This window comes from Rhizobium sp. 01T417 (assembly GCF_056398905.1).
Window position 1 is genome coordinate 32,807 of sequence record NZ_JBFTQH010000001.1, and the last position, 19,899, is coordinate 52,705.

A 19,899-nucleotide genomic window follows, 5' to 3' on the forward strand; every position below is an offset into this window, starting at 1 on the left:
CTACTGTACCGCTTTGAAGCGGGGATACCATTTTATCAAAAGGTTTCGAAATGGCGTTTTTGGGTATTTCAGGAATGCAATATTCCGGAGGCATGTTTGCCGGTGCGCGCATTATTCTCGCCGAGGATTCCAATGTCTTCACATCGATGATCGGCAGGCGGCTGAAGGAGCTTTTCGATATCGACGTGGAGATCTGCCGGAGTTTCGAAGAGCTGCAGCTGTCATATGACAAGTCCACCGACCCGATCACGCTTGCCATTTCCAACATCAATCTGCCCGGTGCCGAAAATGGCGAAGCATTGGAATATCTGGTCGATCTCAGCATCCCGACCATCGTCTTCACCGGCACGTTCCAAGAAGGTATGCGCGACAAGCTGATCGCCAAGGACATCGTCGATTACATCCTCAAGGACAATGTCTTCGCGGTTGATCTTCTTGCCGAATCGATCTGCCGCTTCCTTACCAATCATCGTCATCATGTTCTGATTGTCGATGACAGCGCTACGGCCCGCGCGCTGCTCTCGAGCCGCCTCAAGCGCTACAATTTCCGGGTCAACACCGCGGAAAGCGGCGCCAAGGCGCTCGAAATCCTCAAGGCGAATCGCGACATCGGCTTGATGATCACCGACTACAACATGCCCGATATCGATGGCTTCGAGCTGACGCGACGCATACGCGCCAACATCGGCTCGCACGAGTTGCGCATCATCGGCGTGTCGTCATCGTCCAACCGGCTGCTGTCGGCGCGGTTCCTCAAAGCCGGCGGTAACGACTTCATGCTGCGCCCATTCATCGACGAAGAGTTCTACTGCCGCGTCAACCAGAACCTCGACACGCTGCTGCAGATCCAGTTGATGCGCAGGGAGCGGGCCGTTGCCTGACGCATTTCCTGCGCTCGAGGATTGTAGATGGGACGCATTCAAGCCCCCGGAAACGGAGATTTATGCAATTTCCGGTGTTGCCAAGTCTCGATATCTTCTCAGGCGTGTTTCTGTGAGTTATCTTCATAAAAGTCGAGAAGACGGTCGATTCGGACTGCGGCGGCTTTCTGGGGGATAGGAGTGAATGGCGTTCCAGGAGGATCTCCATCGGGATGGATTCGGACCACGTTTTGGTGGCCAGCGGGTGCTCCTGGTTGAAGATTCCCGGATGTTTTCAGCGGTTCTGTGCCACCGGCTTCATGCAGAACTCGGCCTGAACGTCAAACCGTGCGCCTCCCTGAAAATCCTCGAAGAGACGATCGCCCAGTCGCCAAACGATTACACAATGGCGATTGTCGACCTCAATTTGCCGGACGCACCCTATGGCGAGGCGCTCGACTGCACCATACAGGCCAGTATCCCGACCATTGTCTTCACCGCCACTTTCGACCTCGATACGCGCAATCGCATCATGGAGCGCAATGTCATCGACTATGTGCTGAAAGACAACGAGTTCGCGCTCGATAGCGTTGTTGCCAGCGTCAGGCGGGCATTATCGAACAGGAAGATACGGGTGCTCGTGGTCGACGATGTCCCTTCCGCGCGCGAACTCCTGGTCGGGTTGCTCGAAGCGCAACAGTATATGGTTGTGGAAGCCGCTTCCGGCCTCGAGGCCTTCGCCGCGCTTGAGACCTACGACGATATCGAGGTCGTCATCACTGATCATCATATGCCCGACATGCGCGGTTGCGAGCTGACGCGGCGGATACGGCGGCACTTCGGCTCTGATCGGCTGCGGATCATCGGGGTTTCATCTTCGAGCGATCGCCTGCTCTCTGTGAGCTTTCTGAAGGCCGGCGCTTCGGATTTTCTCTATAGGCCGTTCGTGGCTGAGGAACTGCAGTGCCGGGTCGCCAACAACGTCGAGACTTTGGCGCAGCTGAAGCAGCTTCGGGCGGCTGCGGCCTGCGACTACCTCACTGGCCTCTACAATCGCCGCTACTTCTACGATCTCGGGCCCAAGCTGGTGAATGACTGCCTGCGCCAGAAGACCGCGGCCGCTGTCGCGATCCTCGACATCGATCATTTCAAGCGGTTGAACGATACATACGGGCACGAGATCGGAGACGAGGTGCTGAAGGCGGTCGCAGACCGGCTTGCAACGATCTTCGAGGGAAGCGACAACCTTCTTTCGCGCCTCGGTGGTGAGGAGTTTGCGATCTTGTTCCCGATGATGGATTCAATGGCCGCGAGCAAGCTGTGTGATGAGATACGGTCGGATATCTCACGCATGAAGGTGATGGCCGATGACGAGGAGCTTTCCGTCACCGTGTCGATCGGCGTTGCCGAGATTTCCGACTATGAAACCTTCGACAACTATCTCAATGCCGCCGACCAGTTTCTCTATATGGCCAAGCACAAAGGGCGCAATCAGGTCTATTCCGACGCGCGGATGACGGCGGAGGCGGCTCAATAGCCGCCCGGGCTGAGATCACGCGGCGATGGCCTGGCGTGCGGTTGCCATCGTCATCTTGCGTTCTGCGCGCTCCTGTTGCGGCGAGCGATGATAGAGTTCGCGATAACACTTGGAGAAGTGTGAGGCCGAAACGAAGCCACAGGCGACGGCGACTTCGACGACCGGCATGGAGGACTGCACCAGCAGGTGGCGGGCGCGATCAAGCCGTATTTCCAGATAATACCGCGCCGGCGAGCGCCCCATTTCCTGACGGAACAACCGCTCGATCTGGCGGCGTGACAGGTCTACGCCGTCCGCGATCTCAAGCAGCGAGAGCGGTTCGGAGAGGTTGCCTTCCATCAGTTCGATGATGGAGAGAACCTTGGCATTCTGGACGCCGAGGCGCGCGCGCAGCGGCAGGCGCTGGCGATCGTTCGGGCTGCGGACGCGATCCGTCAGATGCTGCTCGCAGACCCGGTTCACCAGCGTTTCGCCGAAATCCTGGCCGATCAGATTCAGCATCATGTCCAGCGACGCCGTGCCGCCGGCGCAGGTGTAGAGATTACTGTCCACTTCATAGAGATCGGCATAGACCTCGGCCTGCGGAAAGGCTTCCGAAAAGCCCGGCAGGTTTTCCCAGTGGATAGCACAGCGCTTGCCGTTCAGAAGCCCCGCCTGTGCGAGGATGTGCGCGCCGGTACAAAGGCTGCCGACGGCGACGCCGCGGTTGTAGGATTCGCGCAACCAAGCACTGACGGACTTGTTGTTGAAGTCTTCGACATCGATGCCGGAACAGACCAGCACCATGCTCGGGCGATATTCGCCGCCGAGATTGCGGCGCTCATCGGCCAGCGACGTATTTGCCTCGACGCCGATGCCGCAGGAAGAATAGACCTTCTGCCCGTCAACCGAGGTCAGCCGCCACGTGTAGGCCTGGTAGCCGAGCATGCGGTTGGCTATGCGCAGGGTATCGATCGCCGCTGAAAAGGGCAGCATCGTAAACTGCGGAACCATGAAGAAGACGAGAGAGCGTTGCTTGTGCGACATCTTGTTCATGAGACAAATCCGTGCTGGAGGTGCGAATGCACTATTCGTTGCTTGGAATACGTCGTTTCGATATCCTGAAAGCGACATTCTCATGGATAAATGCGGCCGCAAAGAGCAAATTTGCGACATTGCTGAAATTGACGATGGTCAAATGACGTTTGCGTTCTTCAAAAGTTCGAAAAAGGCGCTCGAAGAAAATATATGTGTCTGAAATTCAAGATTTAATTAGGAGCCCCTAAAGACGGAGAAAGCGGCGCTGCACGAAGGCGGGCGCCGCTCTCACGCGGGGAGGAATGTCGGATTCATTACATAACCTTGCGTTCATCCGCGCCATCCGCCGACGGCCAGCCAATGTCCTTACGCATGTCGAAGGGCATGGATTCGATTTCGCGGGCGGCCTGCCACTGGTGCCAAGCATGAACAAGCTTGCGGGCATAGTCGACAATATGCGCATGAGCTTCGCTTGAGGACGCCTTGGTGTGCCTGAAGGTAATCGTCGTCATAGCCGTTCCTTTCTTCGTCGGATGACGCCTTGTTTGATGAGTAAAATATGGGTGTTTTCGTCCCATCAATCAAACGAATAGCATTTATGGATATCATCAGTGATTTTGAACGATGGCGACGCGCGGCGGATTGGATATCTGCCGACACGGCCAATTCAATTCGAGGGGCGTCGTGCCTACCGGCGGCGCGGGGAGGAGCCGCCACGCATGGTGTTGATCTAAAGTGAGATGCGGGCACCGCGCTGCCGGCGGAACAGTGGCCGATCTGGCGGGGCGGATTCATATGTCCCGAGGGCAACTTGGGCGGCTGGCGGCCGCCGCGGTATGTCGATTGCCCTAGTTTAGGGGCCTGTAATCGGTTCGGCTACTCCACCCTCCAGGCGCGATTCCTGCGATCTGATCACCATAATGTTTCCGCGCCAATCGAAACTGCCTCTCAACCAACTCCGTGTCCAGATCGCTGGCTGCAAGACATCGCGGGTAACCATTGCGAGGAGTGACAGCAGGGATAGGTGCCAATGCTTGCGGGCTGCAAGAATAAGTTCCGGCGCGTAGGCGGTGCATAAGACTGCCAGGGTTGTAGTAACGAGACTGGTGCCGGAAACGACGGCAGCGCTCAGGCCCAGCAATAGGGGAGGAACTACGCCAAGCAGGATCTCAGGCGCGAAGAAGTGCGGGAAAGTGACGCGTCTCAGCCGCGCCCAACGAGACTGCCTGGCCCAGAGCTCGCGGAAGGTCCTTCTGCCTAGGGGCTGCTCGAATGGTCCGGCGACGAGATGCACCTTGAGGCCCATGCTGTTGACCAGCTTTGTGGCGGCGGCGTCTTCTGCGATCTCGGCCGCAAGGGTTTGGATGCCACCGTGGGCGTCGAGGATCGTCTTTTGCCAGAGCATGCTCTTGCCTTGCGCGAAGCCGAATCCAAGCGCTTCCCCGGCATATTGCCAACGGGCTTGGTGGGTGTTGAGAAAAGCACATTCGACCTCCGCCCAAAATCCGCTCGGACGGGAGCCAAGTGGCGTCGAGCAAACGAGGCCGCTGTCGGGTCGCCATGCGGCCATAAGGCGTGCGAGATAGTTCGCCGGCATCAGGACATTGGAATCGGCAAGGACGACCCATTCATGCGCCGCCGCGCTCCAGCCCTTGACGCAGTTGTTGAGTTTCGGATTTGCGCTGATGCGGTCATCCCCGATCAAAATCCTTGCATTTGCCAGCGGCCTTGCTCGGAGGGTGTTCTCCGCCAGACCAATGATCGGATCGGCCTTGTCTGCAATGCAAAAAATGACTTCGTAGTCGGGCCAATCCAGGATCAGCGCGCTTTCGAGTGTTTCCCGCGAGAACTGTTCTATGCCGCAAAGGGGTATCACTATCGAGACAGGCGGACGCACAGCGACACTTGGCGTCTTGTCTTGGCGGGACCGAATTCGCCATCCCGCGATCATAAGGCTGAGGGTATTGGCTGCCAACAGGGCACCGGCGACGGCAATGATATACAGCATCAGTCATTCCAGCGGTGAACAGCGCCGGAATGAAAACGAGTCTCAGCGCTCGGTGAGTCAAAACATCACCGTCAGATGACGCGATGATGACATCTACCCAACGGTGACGCCTTAGTCATGCGAAGATCCACAGGATCTGTCTGCCGACGAGGACCGGCTTGCCCGCCGCGACGCCGATGCCGACGGGCCCCGGCTCAGTGTTTCTTCCTCAGCGCCCTCTGGATCTTCACAACCTCACCCTTCATCAAGATCAGGAAGTGCTTCTTGTCGAGGCGATTGGCGACCTCGCCATCCATTGTCATGTAATCGGTTCTGGGCCTAGGGATGGCTTCATCGGCAACCCTGATCTGTTCGATGACAATGCAGGGATTTCCTGCGCCGCCCGTGCATTTGAACCGCCGCGTCTCCTGATACTGTGACATCAACGCCCCTCCTAGCTGACAGCAAGCATCATCGTTTCCGACGCGGCGATTTCAAGTTTTATTTTAGTCATTACTGAAATGGATGGAGGGGAGATCGCCGAGATGAGCGGACAAAGCCCGGTGCTGGTTTGGACAGCGCCGGGCCTCTGCGACTGCAGTTGAGGGAAACGCAGTCAGCGCAACGACAAAGCAAAGCGTGCGTTGCCCACAAGGAACGGCTCCTAGCATCGGATGTTCCGACAATTCGAGGCATTGTCGGACGAGCCGTGTTTTGGTGCGCGCCTTTGCGCGTCGGCACAATGAGCGGCTGCCGTGCGCGTGATATCTACCGTGGCGCCTCGGCGGTGAACACCAGCGCTGACATCGGCCCTTCGATCGGACCTTTGCCGAAAGCCTGCTCGAGAGCCGCCGTGACTCGTGCCACGACGTCGAATTTCGGGTTGCGGGCTTCGATTTCCATGCGGAGCGGGCTGCCCTTGCAGAAGGCGGTTGCGGCGTCCCTTGCCGAGGACGCATGGGCAGTCTTTTCGACCTTGGTGAAAGCGGCCGACTCGAATCCGGCCCGTTCGAGTTCCGAGAGGATCGCCTCGGCATCAAAATAGCTGTGCGGCGTTCGCCGGAAGAAGTCCAGCGGATCTTCTGGAAACAATGCATCCGTCTCAGTCATCATGACCTTTGCGAAGGCGTTGCTCTCGAGGGAGTCCCAGGTGCTGAAGAGGAAGGTCCCTTTCGGCTTGAGTACGCGGAGGATTTCGCGGTAGGCGCGTTGCTTATCGGGAAAGAACATGACGCCGAACTGGCATGTGACGGTGTCAAAGATGTGATCGGGAAAGGGCAGGCTCAACGCGTCAGCCTGTCGCCATGCGATATGCCCGCCAGAATGTCTCAATGCGGCGACATCCAGCATCGCCTGGTTCAAATCGGTGGCGATGATTTGGGCGTGCGGAAGCGCCGACGATATCGCGCGCGTGAGGGCCCCGGACCCTGCTGCGACTTCGAGAACGCGGTGCGGATGAACCGATGCCAGGCGCTGCGCCAGATCGGCGGCATAAGGGTCAAACAGGATCGGCACCAGATACCGATCGTATGCTGCAGGGATATCGCCTTGGAAACACGCATCGTTCATCGCGATGGTCCTTACGCTCCGTCGCCGCGCCCGGAGCGTATATTAGAACCTTTCGATGCGTCTTTGAAGCCGCTGGCGGCGCTCGCATCTTCAGCGAGGGACGGTCATACCTAGTGCCTGTAGGTCGAGGTCATCAGCGAGATGCCTCGGCAGTCGAGCCAACTGATCTCGTGTGCGATTGCGTGTCTGACGTGAGATCTGACGAGATCTGAATGCGTAGAAGATGTCGAAGATTACAATGAGCGTGTTCATCGCGGCCTCCTTTCATCAGTACTAGCCGCTATGAACCAAGGGTATTGTCGGGTTGACTTTCAATCAAACAAAATGATATGGAAGTCAAATTCAGAAAAATTGAAAGATGTGACGATGAGCATTCCCTTTCGCCGTCCCATTCCTCTGCTTGACAACGACGTGCTGCGCACCTTCGTTGCCATTGCAGAGACCGGCAATTTTTCCACGGCCGCGGAAGCCGTCTATCGGACGCCGTCGGCGGTATCCATGCAGATCAAGAAGCTGGAAGAGCAACTCGGCGCCACGCTGTTTCTGCGTGATGCGCGATCGGTCAGTCTGACCCAGCATGGCGAAGTGCTGCTCTCCTACGCGCGCAACATCCTCGCTCTGTCGAACGAGGCCGTCTCGCGGTTCATCATGCCCGAGCTGAGCGGCGTGGTGCGGCTCGGTGCGCCTGAAGATATCGGCGAACGGCTGCTGCCGAATATCCTGAAAAGCTTCGCCGAGAGTTTCCCGAGCATCATGGTCGATGTCACCATTGACATGAGCATCGGCCTCAAGAAGCGCATGGAAGAGCAGCGCCTGGACCTGGCACTGATCAATTGCGCGACGCGTCCGCTGCCGACGGATGGGGAGATCGTCTTCCGCGAGAGGCTTGTATGGGCCGGTGCCAAATGTGGTACGGCGCACCGCCGCGATCCGCTGCCGATCTCGATCTGGGAGGATGGCTGCATTTGGCGCTCTGAGGCACTGTCTCAGCTTGAGCGAATGAAGCGCGGCTATCGTGTCGCTTTTCTTAGCGGTCACACCATGGCCCAGCGAGCGGCCGTCGTTTCCGACCTCGCGATCGCGCCCCTGCCGCGCTCCTATGTCACTGATGAGATGACAATTCTCGGCGTGCAGGAGGGGCTGCCCGAACTCGGTTCCTTCGACATCAGGCTGCTCACTGCGTCACAGATGAACAACCCGATGCGGGCGGTAGCCGATAGCATCCGCTTTGCCTTTGCGGAAAAAGCCAAGGCCGTAGCGGCTTGACAACTTAGTACGGACCTCTTTTCTTCCTCCGGGGTTTAATGCGCGCGGAGTCGCCCGCGCGTGGACGATTGAAAAGAAGGATTTCGCAATGACGACAATGGCCAAGATCGGCTCCGCCCTCGCAATTCTGCTCGTGCTTTCTTCGTGTGGAAACACAATCCGCGGCATCGGTCGCGACACGGCAAATGCCGTAAACGCGACTCAGGATGCAGGTCGTTCGGTCGGTCGCGCGGCCACCAGGTAAGACGGCGTCAGATCACCGCCGGCGGGTAGGCCCTTTCCAGCCCGCCGGAACGCGAAAGCCCACTCCGGAACGCCGCATAGGCCGGGTGCTGGCTTGATTTCGCTGCCTCCATGAGGCGTATCTGCAGGCGGGCCGGCGCTGCGCCGCCAATCCATCTCCCAAGGCTCTCGAGTTTCAGCGTATTCAGGAATGGCGCGCTCGCGGCATTGTTCAGGTGACGGTGAAGACCATCGATGACGTTCTCGTCCTGTGCCGCATTTTCCATCAGCAGGGAGACGTAGGATTTTTCCTGCTCCTCCAGGCTGGCAAGCTTCGAGGCGATTGTGTCGCGGTCGGGAAACGGGGTGGATGTCATCTTTTTTCTCTTCGTCTGGGCAAGCAGCTTGGCACGATTGGGTGCCGCCGCTTACAGGAAACCGATACCGTCAGAAGACGGCTGCTCCTTTTCCCCGCTCACTCTTGCGCGAATCCTGCGCTGACCGATCGAAGAATATTGCACCGTCTGGTGAGCGATTGCTTTGCTCTTCCTAGAGCCCGGCCTTGACCTTCTGCGCGACATCGGCAGGAACCCATTTGGTCCATAGCGCGGCGTAGTTCTGGAGGAAGTAGACGGTGGCTTCCTCGTTGCTCTTGTGGTTGTCATCCTGCCAGGCGAGCACTTCGTTGATTGTCGTATTGTCCCACGAGCGGAGCTTCAGGTAATCCATGGCCGGTCCGGCACGGTCGGCGAAGGCTTTGGTGACAATCGTAAAGGCCCGTGAGACGGGATAGGAATTCACCTGCGGCCGCGCGCAGCCGGGGACAGATGTGCACTTATCCCATTCTGCCTTGTCATGACCCACGCCGAAGCTCAGGCGCGTCATGTCGTATTTGCCGAGGACGGCCGTGGGTGCCCAGTAATAGCCAAGCCAGCCCTCCTTTTTCTGGAAGGCGTTTGCGATAGAATCATCAAGGTCCTGTGGGCTGCCGGTTTCGATCAACTGAAACCCGCTCTTCTCGGCGTCCAGCGCGCGGAACAGGTTGGATGTCGAAATCTGACAGCTCCAGCCGACGGGGCAACTAAAGACGGCGCCCTGCGATGCATTTCCCGGCGCGGGGAAGAGTTCCGGATGCTTGAGCGCATCCTGTACGCTGCGGATATTGGGGTTAGCGTCGGCGACGAATTTGGGTATCCACCAGCCTTCGACAGCTCCCTCCGAAAGGATTTCCGCCGCCAGGATCAGCCTGCCTTCCTTGACCGCACCGTCGAGTTCTGTGCGGACGGAATTGATCCAGAACTCCGAAGCGATATCCGGCTCACCGTTCTCGTTCATCGACAGGAAGGTCGGCATCGTGTCGCCCGGGACGATTTTGACAGAGCAGCCATAACCCTTCTCAAGAATGAACCTGTCGAAGTTGGCCGCAATACCCGCCGAAGCCCACTTCATTTCAGCGATGGTGACGTTGCCGCATTCGGCAGCCTGCGCAGTCGTAGCGGCCGCACAGATTCCTGCGGCGAGCAGGATCGACGTGCAGAGAGATCTCATTTGCCTTCCCATTCTTGCTGCCCCGCCACAACTAGGCGTTCCGCGTCTTGCGGAGATCTTTATCCTGTTTGTCCGGCTATTGCTGTGGCGCTCGTCTTGATGCCTTGGAATGGCAGCCTACGCGTTCGGCTGTGGAAATCAATCGTTCTTCTGTGCATGAGGCGTGAAGTCTAAGCGTCTGATTTGAAAACGTATTGCCAGCCCCACCAAAAGGTTACCACGAGCGTCCCAAAGCCGGAAAATGCCGAAATTCATCTTTGCTTAGGGAGTTGCTAACCGTCCGGTAACAATGTGGCGGTATCTGTTCTTCCGTGGCGGGGGACACCGCCGCTTCTCCGGATCAGGTAATGCGTCCCGGAGAACGTGAGCTTCGCCGTGTATGGGCGAATGCGCCAGCGTATTTCGGCAGGCCGCGCTACCCTAAGCGGGTGACGTGGCCTTCGCATTTTCGGCGCTTGCGATTGACCACGGCAGAGAGGCCGTTGTAGGCGGGGGTCGGGTTCTCCGGAGTTCCGTGACAATGACCAAGGCCATCATGCTGCAAGGGACCGGCTCCGATGTCGGCAAGACCGTTCTTGTCGCGGGGCTTTGCCGTCTTGCTGCCAATCGTGGCCTTTCGGTCCGTCCCTTCAAACCGCAGAACATGTCGAACAATGCCGCGGTCGCCGACGACGGCGGCGAGATCGGCCGGGCGCAATGGCTGCAGTCGCTTGCCGCGCGTGTGCCGTCCTCGGTGCACATGAATCCTGTATTGCTCAAACCGCAATCCGAATACGGCAGCCAGATCATCGTTCAGGGCAAGGTCTGGGGGCAGGCCAAGGGACGGGACTATCAGAAACTCAAGCCAGCGCTCCTCGACTACGTGATGCAGAGCTTTTCGGCCGTTTCGGCCGGAGCGGATCTTGTGATCGTGGAAGGCGCAGGTTCGCCCGCCGAAATCAATCTCAGGGCCGGCGATATCGCCAATATGGGATTTGCCACCCGTGCCGGTGTGCCTGTCGTGCTTGTCGGCGATATTGACCGCGGGGGCGTGATCGCCTCGCTGGTTGGGACGCATACGATCCTCTCCGAGGACGACCGGGCAATGATATCCGGCTACCTCATCAACAAGTTCCGTGGCGACGTCTCGCTCTTTGATACGGGTATCGATGCGGTGCGCCGCTTCACCGGATGGCCATGCTTCGGTGTCGTGCCGTGGCTCAGGCACGCTTCGCGTCTGCCGGCCGAGGACTCGGTGGCGTTGGAACGCCTCGCACGCGGCGGCACGGGGGCACTCAAGGTCGCCGTGCCGGTCTTTACCCGCATCGCAAATTTCGACGATCTCGACCCCTTGAAGGCGGAGCCGGATGTCGATTTGGTTTTCGTCCGCGCGGGCGAGCGGCTGCCTGCGGACGCGCGGCTGGTGATCTTGCCCGGTTCGAAATCAACGATATCAGACCTGGCTGATATGCGTGCGCAGGGTTGGGATGCCGACATACTGGCCCATGCGAAGCGGGGTGGTCGGGTGATCGGGATTTGCGGCGGCTATCAGATGCTCGGGCGCAAGGTCCATGATCCCCTGGGCATCGAGGGACATGCGGTGGATATGGCGGGCCTCGGGCTGCTTGACGTCGAGACGGAGATGGCGCCTGAAAAGACCGTCCGCAACAGTGTTGCGACAGCAGTGGAGGACGGGTCCCCGCTTTCCGGCTACCAGATCCATCTCGGTATCACCTCCGGCGAAGACTGCGGCCGGCCGTTCGCGATCGTCGATGGTAGGCCGGATGGCGCGGTATCGGCAGACGGCCGGATTGCGGGAACCTATCTGCATGGGCTGTTCGCCAGCGACATCTACCGTTCTCGCTTGCTGCGCAGCTTTGGCCTTTCGGGCGACACGAATGACTATCGTGCCGGCGTCGAGAAAGCCCTGGACGACGTTGCGGCCGAGCTGGAAGCCTGTCTTGACCGGCGCTGGCTGGACGAACTTCTCGGCTAGATCTCGCCGGATATTTCGCGGCGGCGGCGATCGAGTTCTTCGCTGTAACGGCGCAGCGTATGCGCCTCGCTCAACTGGCCGACGACCTTGCGCTCAATCAGATTGTTGACGACGGCGAGCGCTTCGCTTTCGGTCTTGTCGAAGATGGCGGCTGCCTGCTTGGCGTTCATCCGCGGCTGCAGGAAATCGTTCTTGTAGCGGATGAATTCGCTGAGATCCTTGCCGGTTTCGTCGGTATCGGTCAGGTTCGCGTAAATCTCCGGAACGAGCACGAGGCCGCTGTACTTGCCGGTACCATCGACCAGGACGACCCGCTGCGCCGAGCCGATGGGGAAGCGTTCCTTGAACTCATCGATCGAGAGAGCGGCATTGGCGGTCTTCACATCGGCGCGCATCAGCCGGTCAACCGTTAGGTTGCGGATCCAGCCGACATCGTGCGCGCTGCGAATGCTCTCGCCGCGCAGGTGGAAGCGCCATGTTGCGAAGGAGTAGCCGAAGGTGCTGCGGACGACGAGCGAGGAGGTGATGACCGCCGCCAGCACAAGCGCCGTGATCGGAAAGTCGCCGGTAATTTCGAGAGCAAGGAACGTCATCGTCAGCGGCCCGCCGATGACGGCGACCGCAAGCGAACTCATGCCGACGACCGCGTAGATGACCGGTGTCAGCGTAGCGTGAGCGAAGTAGGGGGCGGAATAGGCGAAGAACTTGCCTACCAGCGCGCCCATGAACAGCGACGCGAAGAACAGACCGCCTCTGAAGCCCGAACCGATCGAGATCGCGGAGGCGAAGGCTTTCAGGAGGAACAGGCCCACGAGCACCGGAATCGCGACGTCGCGCCCGAGGTTGAGGTGGAGCGCGCCATGTCCTGCCGACAGCACCTGCGGTGTGATCAGCGCGAGGAGGCCAACGACGATGCCGCCAAGGGCAGGGCGCAGCGGCGTCGCGATCGAACTCCGGCGAGCCAATTCCTCGATCCAGGCAACGCCCTGCATGATCATGATACCGACACCCGCACAGAATGCGCCGAGCAGGAGAGCCGGGACGTAATCAGCCGGCATGACCGTACCGAATTCGCCAACGTCGATCAGGAAATCGCTGCCACCGAGCAGCCGAGCCACCAGCGTCGAAACCAGCGCAGAAACCACAACCGGCGTTAGAGAGACGATGGTGTACGAGCCGATGATGAGCTCGAAGGCGTAGAATGCGCCGGTCAGCGGGGCATTGAAGGCAGCGGCAATCGCACCCGCTGCGCCGCACCCAACGAGAACGCGCAGGTCCGAGCGGCGAAGCTGCAGCTTCAGCCCGAGCTTCGAGGCCAGTCCGGCCGCCAGCTGCGTGTAGCCGGCTTCCAGGCCGACGGAGGCCCCGAAACCATTAGAAATAAGATTTTGGACTGCGACCAGAATGCTATCGGTGAGAGATAGCCGACCGCCATGCAGTGCGTTCGCCTCGATCGGATCCACCATCGGCTTCTTGCGGGTCTTGGCAAGCACGAACAGCAACAGACCCAGGAGAATGCCGCCGCAGACCGGCGCCGTCAGCAACAGCAGCTTGTTGTCGATCTGCGACGAACTCAGTCTCTCGACGTCGCTGATTCCGAAGATCAGGCTGTGCATTTCGCGGGAAATGAGACCCATACCGGTCACTGCCAAACCCGATATGACACCGACGATCGCGCCGGCGATGACCATCCCCATCTCGCTGCGGCGCAGCAGGGCGCGCATCCGCCCTATATCGAGAAGGGTATGAAACGGACCGAAGCGGCGAATATCGATTTTGAGGAGCATGGCAGGAAAACTAGGCGGGCGCAGGCGCGTTCAAGTGCGAGGAAGGGAGGGGCAAATCAGTGGCGCGACCCGCTTGCGATGCAATTGCGGCAAAAGACCGGCGCGGACAGTAATTATTTATGACGTAAGCCACTGATAAAAGACGATAAATCTTGTAGAGTAGGTCGACTTGACAGCGTTTCGCGGCGATGACGGCAATCTTAGGAGCGACGGCTTTTGATTGACTTCAGGAGTGGCCTTGCCTAACGATGACGCCATAACGGATGGTTCCGGACCGGTTGAATCGGTGCGGATGAAAAGGGAATATGAAGCGGTGGACCCAATTCGGGCACCGTCATCAGAGCCGACCCCGCGACTGTAGAGCGGTCAGGGTTTTCCGTCCGGCGTTGGTTTCGCGTGGCTGACAGCCTGCAAGGGTGCAGGCGGGCTGTGCGAAAGTGGCGACGGAAAAGTCACTGGCAGTGTATCATGATCAACCGGGGCAGGACGCCTCTTACGTCTACGAATCGTCCGCCTTTTCATGAAATGCAGCCGGGAAGGCGAGGAAGATCCGCTGGCACGATCTGGGGCGACCGGTTTCCGGTTTGCCCCGATCGCGGCCAAGACCCGCGAGCCAGGAGACCTGCCAACTGTGCCGGGCGAAAAGCCCATTCCTGGGTGATGCCCGCTGCCAGCACGGAGGTTGTCATGGCTGAAAGACAGATTTGCCGGCTGCGCTCCGCAGTCGTTCCGGTCTCTCGCGGAAGGCTTCCGAAGATCGGTCAGCGTTTTCCATGAGCCCGATATCATCAGGCGCGACTTTCATCCTGGGCGGCGCGCGCTCGGGCAAATCGCGTTTTGCCGAGCAACTGGTCGTCTCGAGCGGCCTGGAGCACCATTACGTGGCGACCGGTCGGGCTTGGGACGACGAGATGCGCGCCCGGATCGACAAGCACAAAGCCGATCGCGGCGATCTCTGGCATACCCATGAAGAGCCGCTGGATCTTGTCGGCTGCCTGCGGGCGATCGATGGCGAGAAGCGGGCAGTTTTGGTGGATTGCCTGACGCTTTGGATCACCAATCTGATGATGGAAGACCGCGACATAGGGGCGGAATTTGCCTCGCTTGTGGCGTATCTGCCGACGGCACGAGCCCGTCTCGTCATCGTTTCCAATGAGGTCGGTCTCGGTATCGTGCCGGAAAACCGCATGGCGCGGGAGTTTCGGGACCATGCCGGCCGTCTGCATCAAATGATCGCGGCCGAGGCCGTGGATGTGTATTTTATCGCGGCTGGACTGCCGTTGAAGATGAAGGGTTGAATTTCATGAACCAGCAGAAAATTCCGGCGACCGTGATCACGGGTTTCCTCGGCGCCGGCAAGACGACGATGATCCGCAATCTGCTCTCCAATGCCAACGGTAAGAAGATCGCGCTTATCATCAACGAATTCGGCGATCTCGGCGTCGACGGCGACGTGCTCAAGGGCTGCGGCGCGGAGAACTGCACCGAGGATGACATCATCGAGCTCACCAATGGCTGCATCTGCTGCACGGTTGCCGACGACTTCATTCCGACGATGACCAAGCTTCTGGAGCGCGAACAGCGCCCCGACCATATCGTTATTGAAACATCCGGTCTCGCGCTGCCGCAGCCGCTCGTTGCGGCGTTCAACTGGCCTGATATCCGCACGCAGGTCACCGTCGATGGCGTCGTTACCGTTGTCGACAGCGCCGCCGTTGCCGCGGGCCGCTTCGCGGACGATCACGATGCCGTCGAGGCTCGTCGGGTCGAAGACGAGTCGCTCGACCATGAGAGCCCGATCGAGGAGCTTTTCGAGGACCAGCTGACCTGCGCCGATCTGATCGTACTCAACAAGACCGACCTTCTCGACACCGCCGGCCTTGGTCGCGTGCGCGATGAGGTTGCTTCCCGTATCGCTCGCAAGCCTGTCATGATCGAGGCGCGCAATGGCGAGGTTCCGGCAAGCGTGCTGCTCGGGCTCGGCGTCGGTACGGAAGACGATGTGGTCAATCGCAAGTCCCACCATGAACTCGAACACGAGGACGGCGTGCCGCACGATCATGACGAGTTCGACAGCTTCGTGGTCGAGCTTGGTCCTGTTGCCGATCCGGCAGCCTTCGTGGATGCGCTGAGGGGCATCATCGGGGAACATGACGTGCTGCGGCTCAAGGGCTTCATCGATGTTCCCGGCAAGCCGATGCGCCTGCAGTTGCAGGCGGTCGGCAGCCGGATCGACCACTATTTCGATCGCGCCTGGGCGCCGGGCGAAGCACGCGGCACCCGTCTTGTCGTCATCGGCTTGCACGAGATGGACGAAGCGGCGGTGCGCAAGGCGATCGAAGCGCTGGCATAAGGGAAGACCGATGCATCTGCTTCTGGCACAGCAGGGAACAATCAGTGACGCCGAGGAGGCGATCGATCTCGGTCAATCGCCCGGCGATGTCCTGTTCCTGTCGGCTGCCGATACCGAGCTTGCCGCGATAGCCGCCGCTTATGACGAACCGTCGGCCGGCTTCTCGCTGCGGCTGGCAAGCCTGATGAGCCTGAAGCATCCAATGTCGGTCGATGCCTATATCGAGCGGACGGCCCGCCACTCCAAGCTAATCGTCGTGAGGGCGCTGGGTGGCGCCAGCTACTTCCACTATGCGCTGGAGGCGCTCCATACGGCGGCAGCTCGATCTGGCGCGTTCATCGCCGTGCTGCCCGGAGATTCGAAGTCCGATGCGGGGTTGACACCATTTTCGAATGTACCGCTTGAAGACCTGAACGCCCTTTGGGCCTATCTCATCGAAGGCGGCGATGCCAATTCGCGGGCGTTTCTGGACTATGCCGGTGCGATGCTCTCGGGAACTGAAAAGCCGGAAGCGGCATCGCCGCTGATGAAGGCTGGGATCTGGTGGCCGGGCAAGGGCGTCGTCGGCGTCGAAGAGTGGAGGTCGGCGTGCGACGAACGGGTGCGCTTCGTACAGGGAGTGTCACAAACGCCTGTGGTCGCGGTCAGCTTCTATCGCGCGCTCGTGCAAAGCGGAGAGACCAAGCCTGTCGAAGCCTTGATCGATACGCTGCTGGCTGAAGGCATCCGGCCGCTGCCGGTGTTTGCTTACAGCCTCAAGGATCCTGTCTCGAAGGGCATTCTCGAAAGTGTTTTTAACGCCATCAAGCCCGAGGTGGTGATCAATACGACAGGCTTTGCCGTGTCTGCGCCTGGTGCGGATCGCGAGCAGACCGTGCTCGAGGCGAACGACGCGGTGGTGCTTCAGGCGATCTTTTCGGCGTCGTCGCGCCAAGCGTGGGCCGCTTCCTCGCAGGGGCTCTCCGCACGCGACCTTGGAATGAATGTTGCGCTGCCGGAGGTTGACGGACGGGTGCTTGCCCGAGCGGTTTCATTCAAGTCGGCATCGCGCTACGACGCGCGCGTCGAGGCCAATATTGTCGGCAGCGAGCCGGATATCGAGCGGATGCGCTATACAGCGCGGCTTGCAGCCAACTGGGCCAATCTGCGGACGACACCCGTCGGCAAGAGACACATCGCTCTTGTCATGGCGAACTATCCGAACCGCGATGGCAGACTCGGTAACGGCGTCGGGTTGGACACGCCCGCCGGCACCGTTGAGGTGCTGAAGGCAATGGGTGGCGCCGGCTATCCAGTCGCGGATATTCCCGATGATGGCGATGCTCTGATACGACGCCTGATGGAAGGGCCGACAAGTTCAGGACAGGATGGGAAGCTTGTTCGCGAATCGCTTTCAGTGAGTCGATACAAGGCTTTCTTCGGAAGTCTTCCCAAAAAGATTCAGGATGAAATCTGTGGGCGTTGGGGCGCACCCGAGGCCGATCCCTATGTCGTGGAGGGCGCTTTTGCGCTGCCGTTCATGCGTCTTGGTGAGCTGCTGGTCGGCATCCAGCCGGCGCGCGGCTACAACGTCGATCCAAAGGAAAGCTACCATTCCCCGGATCTCGTGCCACCGCATGGCTATCTTGCCTTTTACGCTTTCCTTCGCCACGAATTCGGTGCCCACGCCGTTATTCACATGGGCAAGCACGGCAATCTGGAATGGCTGCCGGGCAAGGCGCTGGCTTTGTCAGTGGAATGCTACCCCGAAGCTGTCCTCGGCCCCATGCCGCATCTTTATCCCTTCATCGTCAACGATCCCGGCGAGGGCACGCAAGCCAAGCGTCGCGCCGGCGCCGTGATCATCGATCATCTGACGCCGCCGCTGACGCGTGCCGAGAGCTACGGGCCGCTCAAGGATCTGGAAGCGCTGGTCGACGAATACTACGAGGCGTCGGGCGGTGATCCGCGCCGCATCCGGCTTCTCAGCAAGCAGATCCTCGATCTCGTGGCCGACATCGGCCTCGATCGCGATGCCGGCATTGACAAGGGTGAGAGCGAGACGGAGGCTTTGAAGAAGCTCGACGCCTATCTCTGCGATCTCAAGGAGATGCAGATCCGCGACGGCCTGCATGTTTTCGGCGTCTCGCCGCAGGGACGGTTGCTGACGGATCTGACGGTCGCGCTGGCCCGGGTTCCGCGCGGGCTCGGACAGGGAGGTGACCGTAGCCTTCAGCGTGCGATTGCCGCGGATCTCGACTTGGCGTTCGACCCGCTCGATTGCGATATGGCCGAGGCCTGGGCTGGACCGCATCCGGATTTTCTCGTGGGCATCACGGACGCTGTCTGGCGAACGAGCGGCGATACAGTCGAGCGGATCGAACTTCTTGCCGCAAAGTTGGTGGCAGCTGAGTTCACCTGCCCGGAGAACTGGGCAGCGACGCGCGCCGTTCTTGCGGAGATCGAGATGCGGCTCAGGCCAGCCATTCTCGCCTGTGGGACGGCGGAGATCGAAGGTCTGCTCCGCGGGCTCGATGGGCGTTTCGTGCCGCCCGGTCCGTCAGGTGCGCCCACGCGAGGACGTCCCGATGTGCTGCCGACAGGGCGGAATTTCTACTCGGTCGACAGCCGTGCCGTGCCGACGCCGGCGGCCTACGAGCTCGGGAAGAAGTCCGCTGAACTCGTGATCCGCCGTTACGTGCAGGATCACGGCGAATGGCCGGTCTCCTTCGGCCTGACCGCCTGGGGCACCTCGAACATGCGCACGGGCGGCGATGACATCGCCCAGGCTCTGGCCTTAATCGGCGTGAAGCCGGTGTGGGACATGACCTCGCGGCGCGTCACCGGCTATGAAATCATCCCGCCCGCATTGCTACGGCATCCGCGTGTCGATGTGACGCTGCGTATCTCAGGCTTCTTCCGGGATGCCTTTCCGGAACAGATTGCACTGTTCGACAAGGCAATCCGTGCCGTCGGGGCGCTGGAAGAAGATGCTACCGACAACCCGATTGCGCAGCGCATGCGCGGCGAGGCTGCACGGCTTGAAGCGGCCGGACTGGACCCGGCCCAAGCAAGCCGTCGGGCCGGCTATCGCGTTTTCGGCTCGAAGCCAGGCGCCTACGGTGCCGGCTTGCAGGCATTGATCGACGAGAAGGGATGGGAACGCCGGGCCGATCTCGCTGAAGCCTATCTCGTGTGGGGAAGCTACGCTTATGGCGCCGGCGAAGAGGGCCGGGCAGAGCGTGGTGTCTTCGAAGAGCGCCTCCGCTCGATCCAGGCGGTCGTGCAGAACCAGGACAATCGCGAGCACGACCTTCTTGATAGCGACGATTATTACCAGTTCGAGGGCGGTATGGCGGCTGCGGCCGAAATGCTCGCGGGTGATCGGCCAGCGATCTACCATAACGATCACTCCAGGCCCGAGAAGCCGGTGATCCGGTCTTTGGAAGAGGAGATCGGGCGTGTCGTGCGCGGCCGTGTCGTCAATCCGAAGTGGATCGACGGCGTCATGCGCCATGGCTACAAGGGCGCTTTCGAGATCGCCGCGACCGTCGACTACCTCTTTGCCTTTGCGGCAACGACGGGCGCTGTGGGCAATCATCATTTCGAAGCCGTCTACCAGGCCTTCGTGGTTGATCCGAAGGTGCGCGATTTCATGATCGAGAAGAACCCAGCCGCCTTCGAGGATATCAAGGAGCGGCTGCTCGAGGCCATCGATCGCCATCTCTGGACGCCGCGCAGCAATTCCGCGCGCTTCGACCTTTCAGACACATTCAAGCTTGCATCCGGGGAGAATTGA

Annotated in this window: 16 protein-coding genes and 1 riboswitch; of the genes, 8 read left to right on the plus strand and 8 right to left on the minus strand. The window is 59.9% G+C overall.

Annotation, left to right across the window (positions count from 1 at the left end; translation table 11 throughout):
* The first annotated feature begins 50 nt into the window (after nt 1–50).
* Nucleotides 51–881, plus strand: coding sequence for a response regulator (locus AC1DPR_RS00155; protein ID WP_192240551.1), 831 nt, complete (start codon nt 51–53; stop codon nt 879–881).
* A gap of 184 nt (nt 882–1,065) precedes the next feature.
* Nucleotides 1,066–2,397, plus strand: a complete 1,332-nt coding sequence (locus tag AC1DPR_RS00160; RefSeq protein ID WP_477815575.1) for a GGDEF domain-containing response regulator — start codon at nt 1,066–1,068, stop codon at nt 2,395–2,397.
* A 15-nt stretch (nt 2,398–2,412) separates the two neighbouring features.
* Here the strand turns inward: AC1DPR_RS00160 and AC1DPR_RS00165 are convergent, their stop codons facing one another.
* The 5 genes from AC1DPR_RS00165 to AC1DPR_RS00185 all read right to left on the minus strand — a co-directional run bounded on the left by AC1DPR_RS00165 (nt 2,413) and on the right by AC1DPR_RS00185 (nt 6,970).
* Entirely contained in the window at nt 2,413–3,432 is a 1,020-nt protein-coding gene (locus tag AC1DPR_RS00165) for a GlxA family transcriptional regulator (protein WP_018854697.1), read from the minus strand.
* Between the two features lie 296 nt (nt 3,433–3,728).
* Nucleotides 3,729–3,926: a hypothetical protein gene (locus AC1DPR_RS00170; RefSeq protein ID WP_018854699.1), complete on the minus strand. Its 198-nt coding sequence runs from the start codon at nt 3,924–3,926 to the stop codon at nt 3,729–3,731.
* Between the two features lie 341 nt (nt 3,927–4,267).
* Entirely contained in the window at nt 4,268–5,422 is a 1,155-nt protein-coding gene (locus AC1DPR_RS00175) for a glycosyltransferase (protein ID WP_477815576.1), read from the minus strand.
* Nucleotides 5,423–5,616: 194 nt separating this feature from the next.
* Complete coding sequence (locus AC1DPR_RS00180) at nt 5,617–5,844, minus strand: hypothetical protein (RefSeq protein ID WP_018854701.1); 228 nt, start codon at nt 5,842–5,844, stop codon at nt 5,617–5,619.
* 325 nt (nt 5,845–6,169) lie between these two features.
* The gene (locus AC1DPR_RS00185) at nt 6,170–6,970 is read right to left on the minus strand and encodes a class I SAM-dependent methyltransferase (RefSeq protein ID WP_018854702.1); all 801 of its coding nucleotides are present in this window, start codon (nt 6,968–6,970) and stop codon (nt 6,170–6,172) included.
* A 324-nt stretch (nt 6,971–7,294) separates the two neighbouring features.
* On the opposite strand from AC1DPR_RS00185, the gene AC1DPR_RS00190 reads away from it, so the two are divergent.
* Together AC1DPR_RS00190 and AC1DPR_RS00195 are read left to right on the plus strand one after the other, a co-directional pair.
* Entirely contained in the window at nt 7,295–8,236 is a 942-nt protein-coding gene (locus AC1DPR_RS00190; RefSeq protein WP_025660718.1) for a LysR family transcriptional regulator, read from the plus strand.
* Between the two features lie 88 nt (nt 8,237–8,324).
* Nucleotides 8,325–8,480: an entericidin domain-containing protein gene (locus AC1DPR_RS00195; RefSeq protein ID WP_007788385.1), complete on the plus strand. Its 156-nt coding sequence runs from the start codon at nt 8,325–8,327 to the stop codon at nt 8,478–8,480.
* Nucleotides 8,481–8,487: 7 nt separating this feature from the next.
* Here AC1DPR_RS00195 and AC1DPR_RS00200 read toward each other — a convergent pair whose 3' ends face one another.
* A complete protein-coding gene (locus AC1DPR_RS00200) occupies nt 8,488–8,835 on the minus strand; it encodes a hypothetical protein (protein ID WP_192306530.1) in 348 nt (115 codons plus the stop codon).
* 172 nt (nt 8,836–9,007) lie between these two features.
* Nucleotides 9,008–10,006 carry a glycine betaine ABC transporter substrate-binding protein gene (locus tag AC1DPR_RS00205; protein ID WP_062371170.1) on the minus strand — a complete coding sequence of 333 codons (999 nt, stop codon included), beginning with the start codon at nt 10,004–10,006 and terminating at the stop codon, nt 9,008–9,010.
* A gap of 520 nt (nt 10,007–10,526) precedes the next feature.
* On the opposite strand from AC1DPR_RS00205, the gene AC1DPR_RS00210 reads away from it, so the two are divergent.
* Nucleotides 10,527–11,981, plus strand: a complete 1,455-nt coding sequence (locus AC1DPR_RS00210; protein ID WP_477815577.1) for a cobyric acid synthase — start codon at nt 10,527–10,529, stop codon at nt 11,979–11,981.
* Here AC1DPR_RS00210 and AC1DPR_RS00215 read toward each other — a convergent pair.
* Entirely contained in the window at nt 11,978–13,768 is a 1,791-nt protein-coding gene (locus tag AC1DPR_RS00215) for a chloride channel protein (RefSeq protein WP_477815578.1), read from the minus strand. The genes AC1DPR_RS00210 and AC1DPR_RS00215 overlap by 4 nt on opposite strands.
* A 247-nt stretch (nt 13,769–14,015) precedes the next feature.
* A riboswitch (cobalamin riboswitch) is annotated at nt 14,016–14,412 on the plus strand.
* Between the two features lie 129 nt (nt 14,413–14,541).
* Between AC1DPR_RS00215 and cobU the strand changes: the two genes are divergently transcribed.
* From cobU to cobN, 3 genes are read left to right on the plus strand one after another with little or no spacing between them, the layout of a single operon-like run.
* Nucleotides 14,542–15,066 (plus strand): bifunctional adenosylcobinamide kinase/adenosylcobinamide-phosphate guanylyltransferase, encoded by a 525-nt coding sequence (cobU, locus tag AC1DPR_RS00220; protein WP_018854709.1) that lies wholly within the window; start codon nt 14,542–14,544, stop codon nt 15,064–15,066.
* Between the two features lie 5 nt (nt 15,067–15,071).
* Nucleotides 15,072–16,121, plus strand: coding sequence for a cobalamin biosynthesis protein CobW (gene cobW / locus AC1DPR_RS00225; RefSeq protein WP_026371454.1), 1,050 nt, complete (start codon nt 15,072–15,074; stop codon nt 16,119–16,121).
* A gap of 10 nt (nt 16,122–16,131) precedes the next feature.
* Nucleotides 16,132–19,899: a cobaltochelatase subunit CobN gene (gene cobN, locus AC1DPR_RS00230; RefSeq protein ID WP_018854711.1), complete on the plus strand. Its 3,768-nt coding sequence runs from the start codon at nt 16,132–16,134 to the stop codon at nt 19,897–19,899.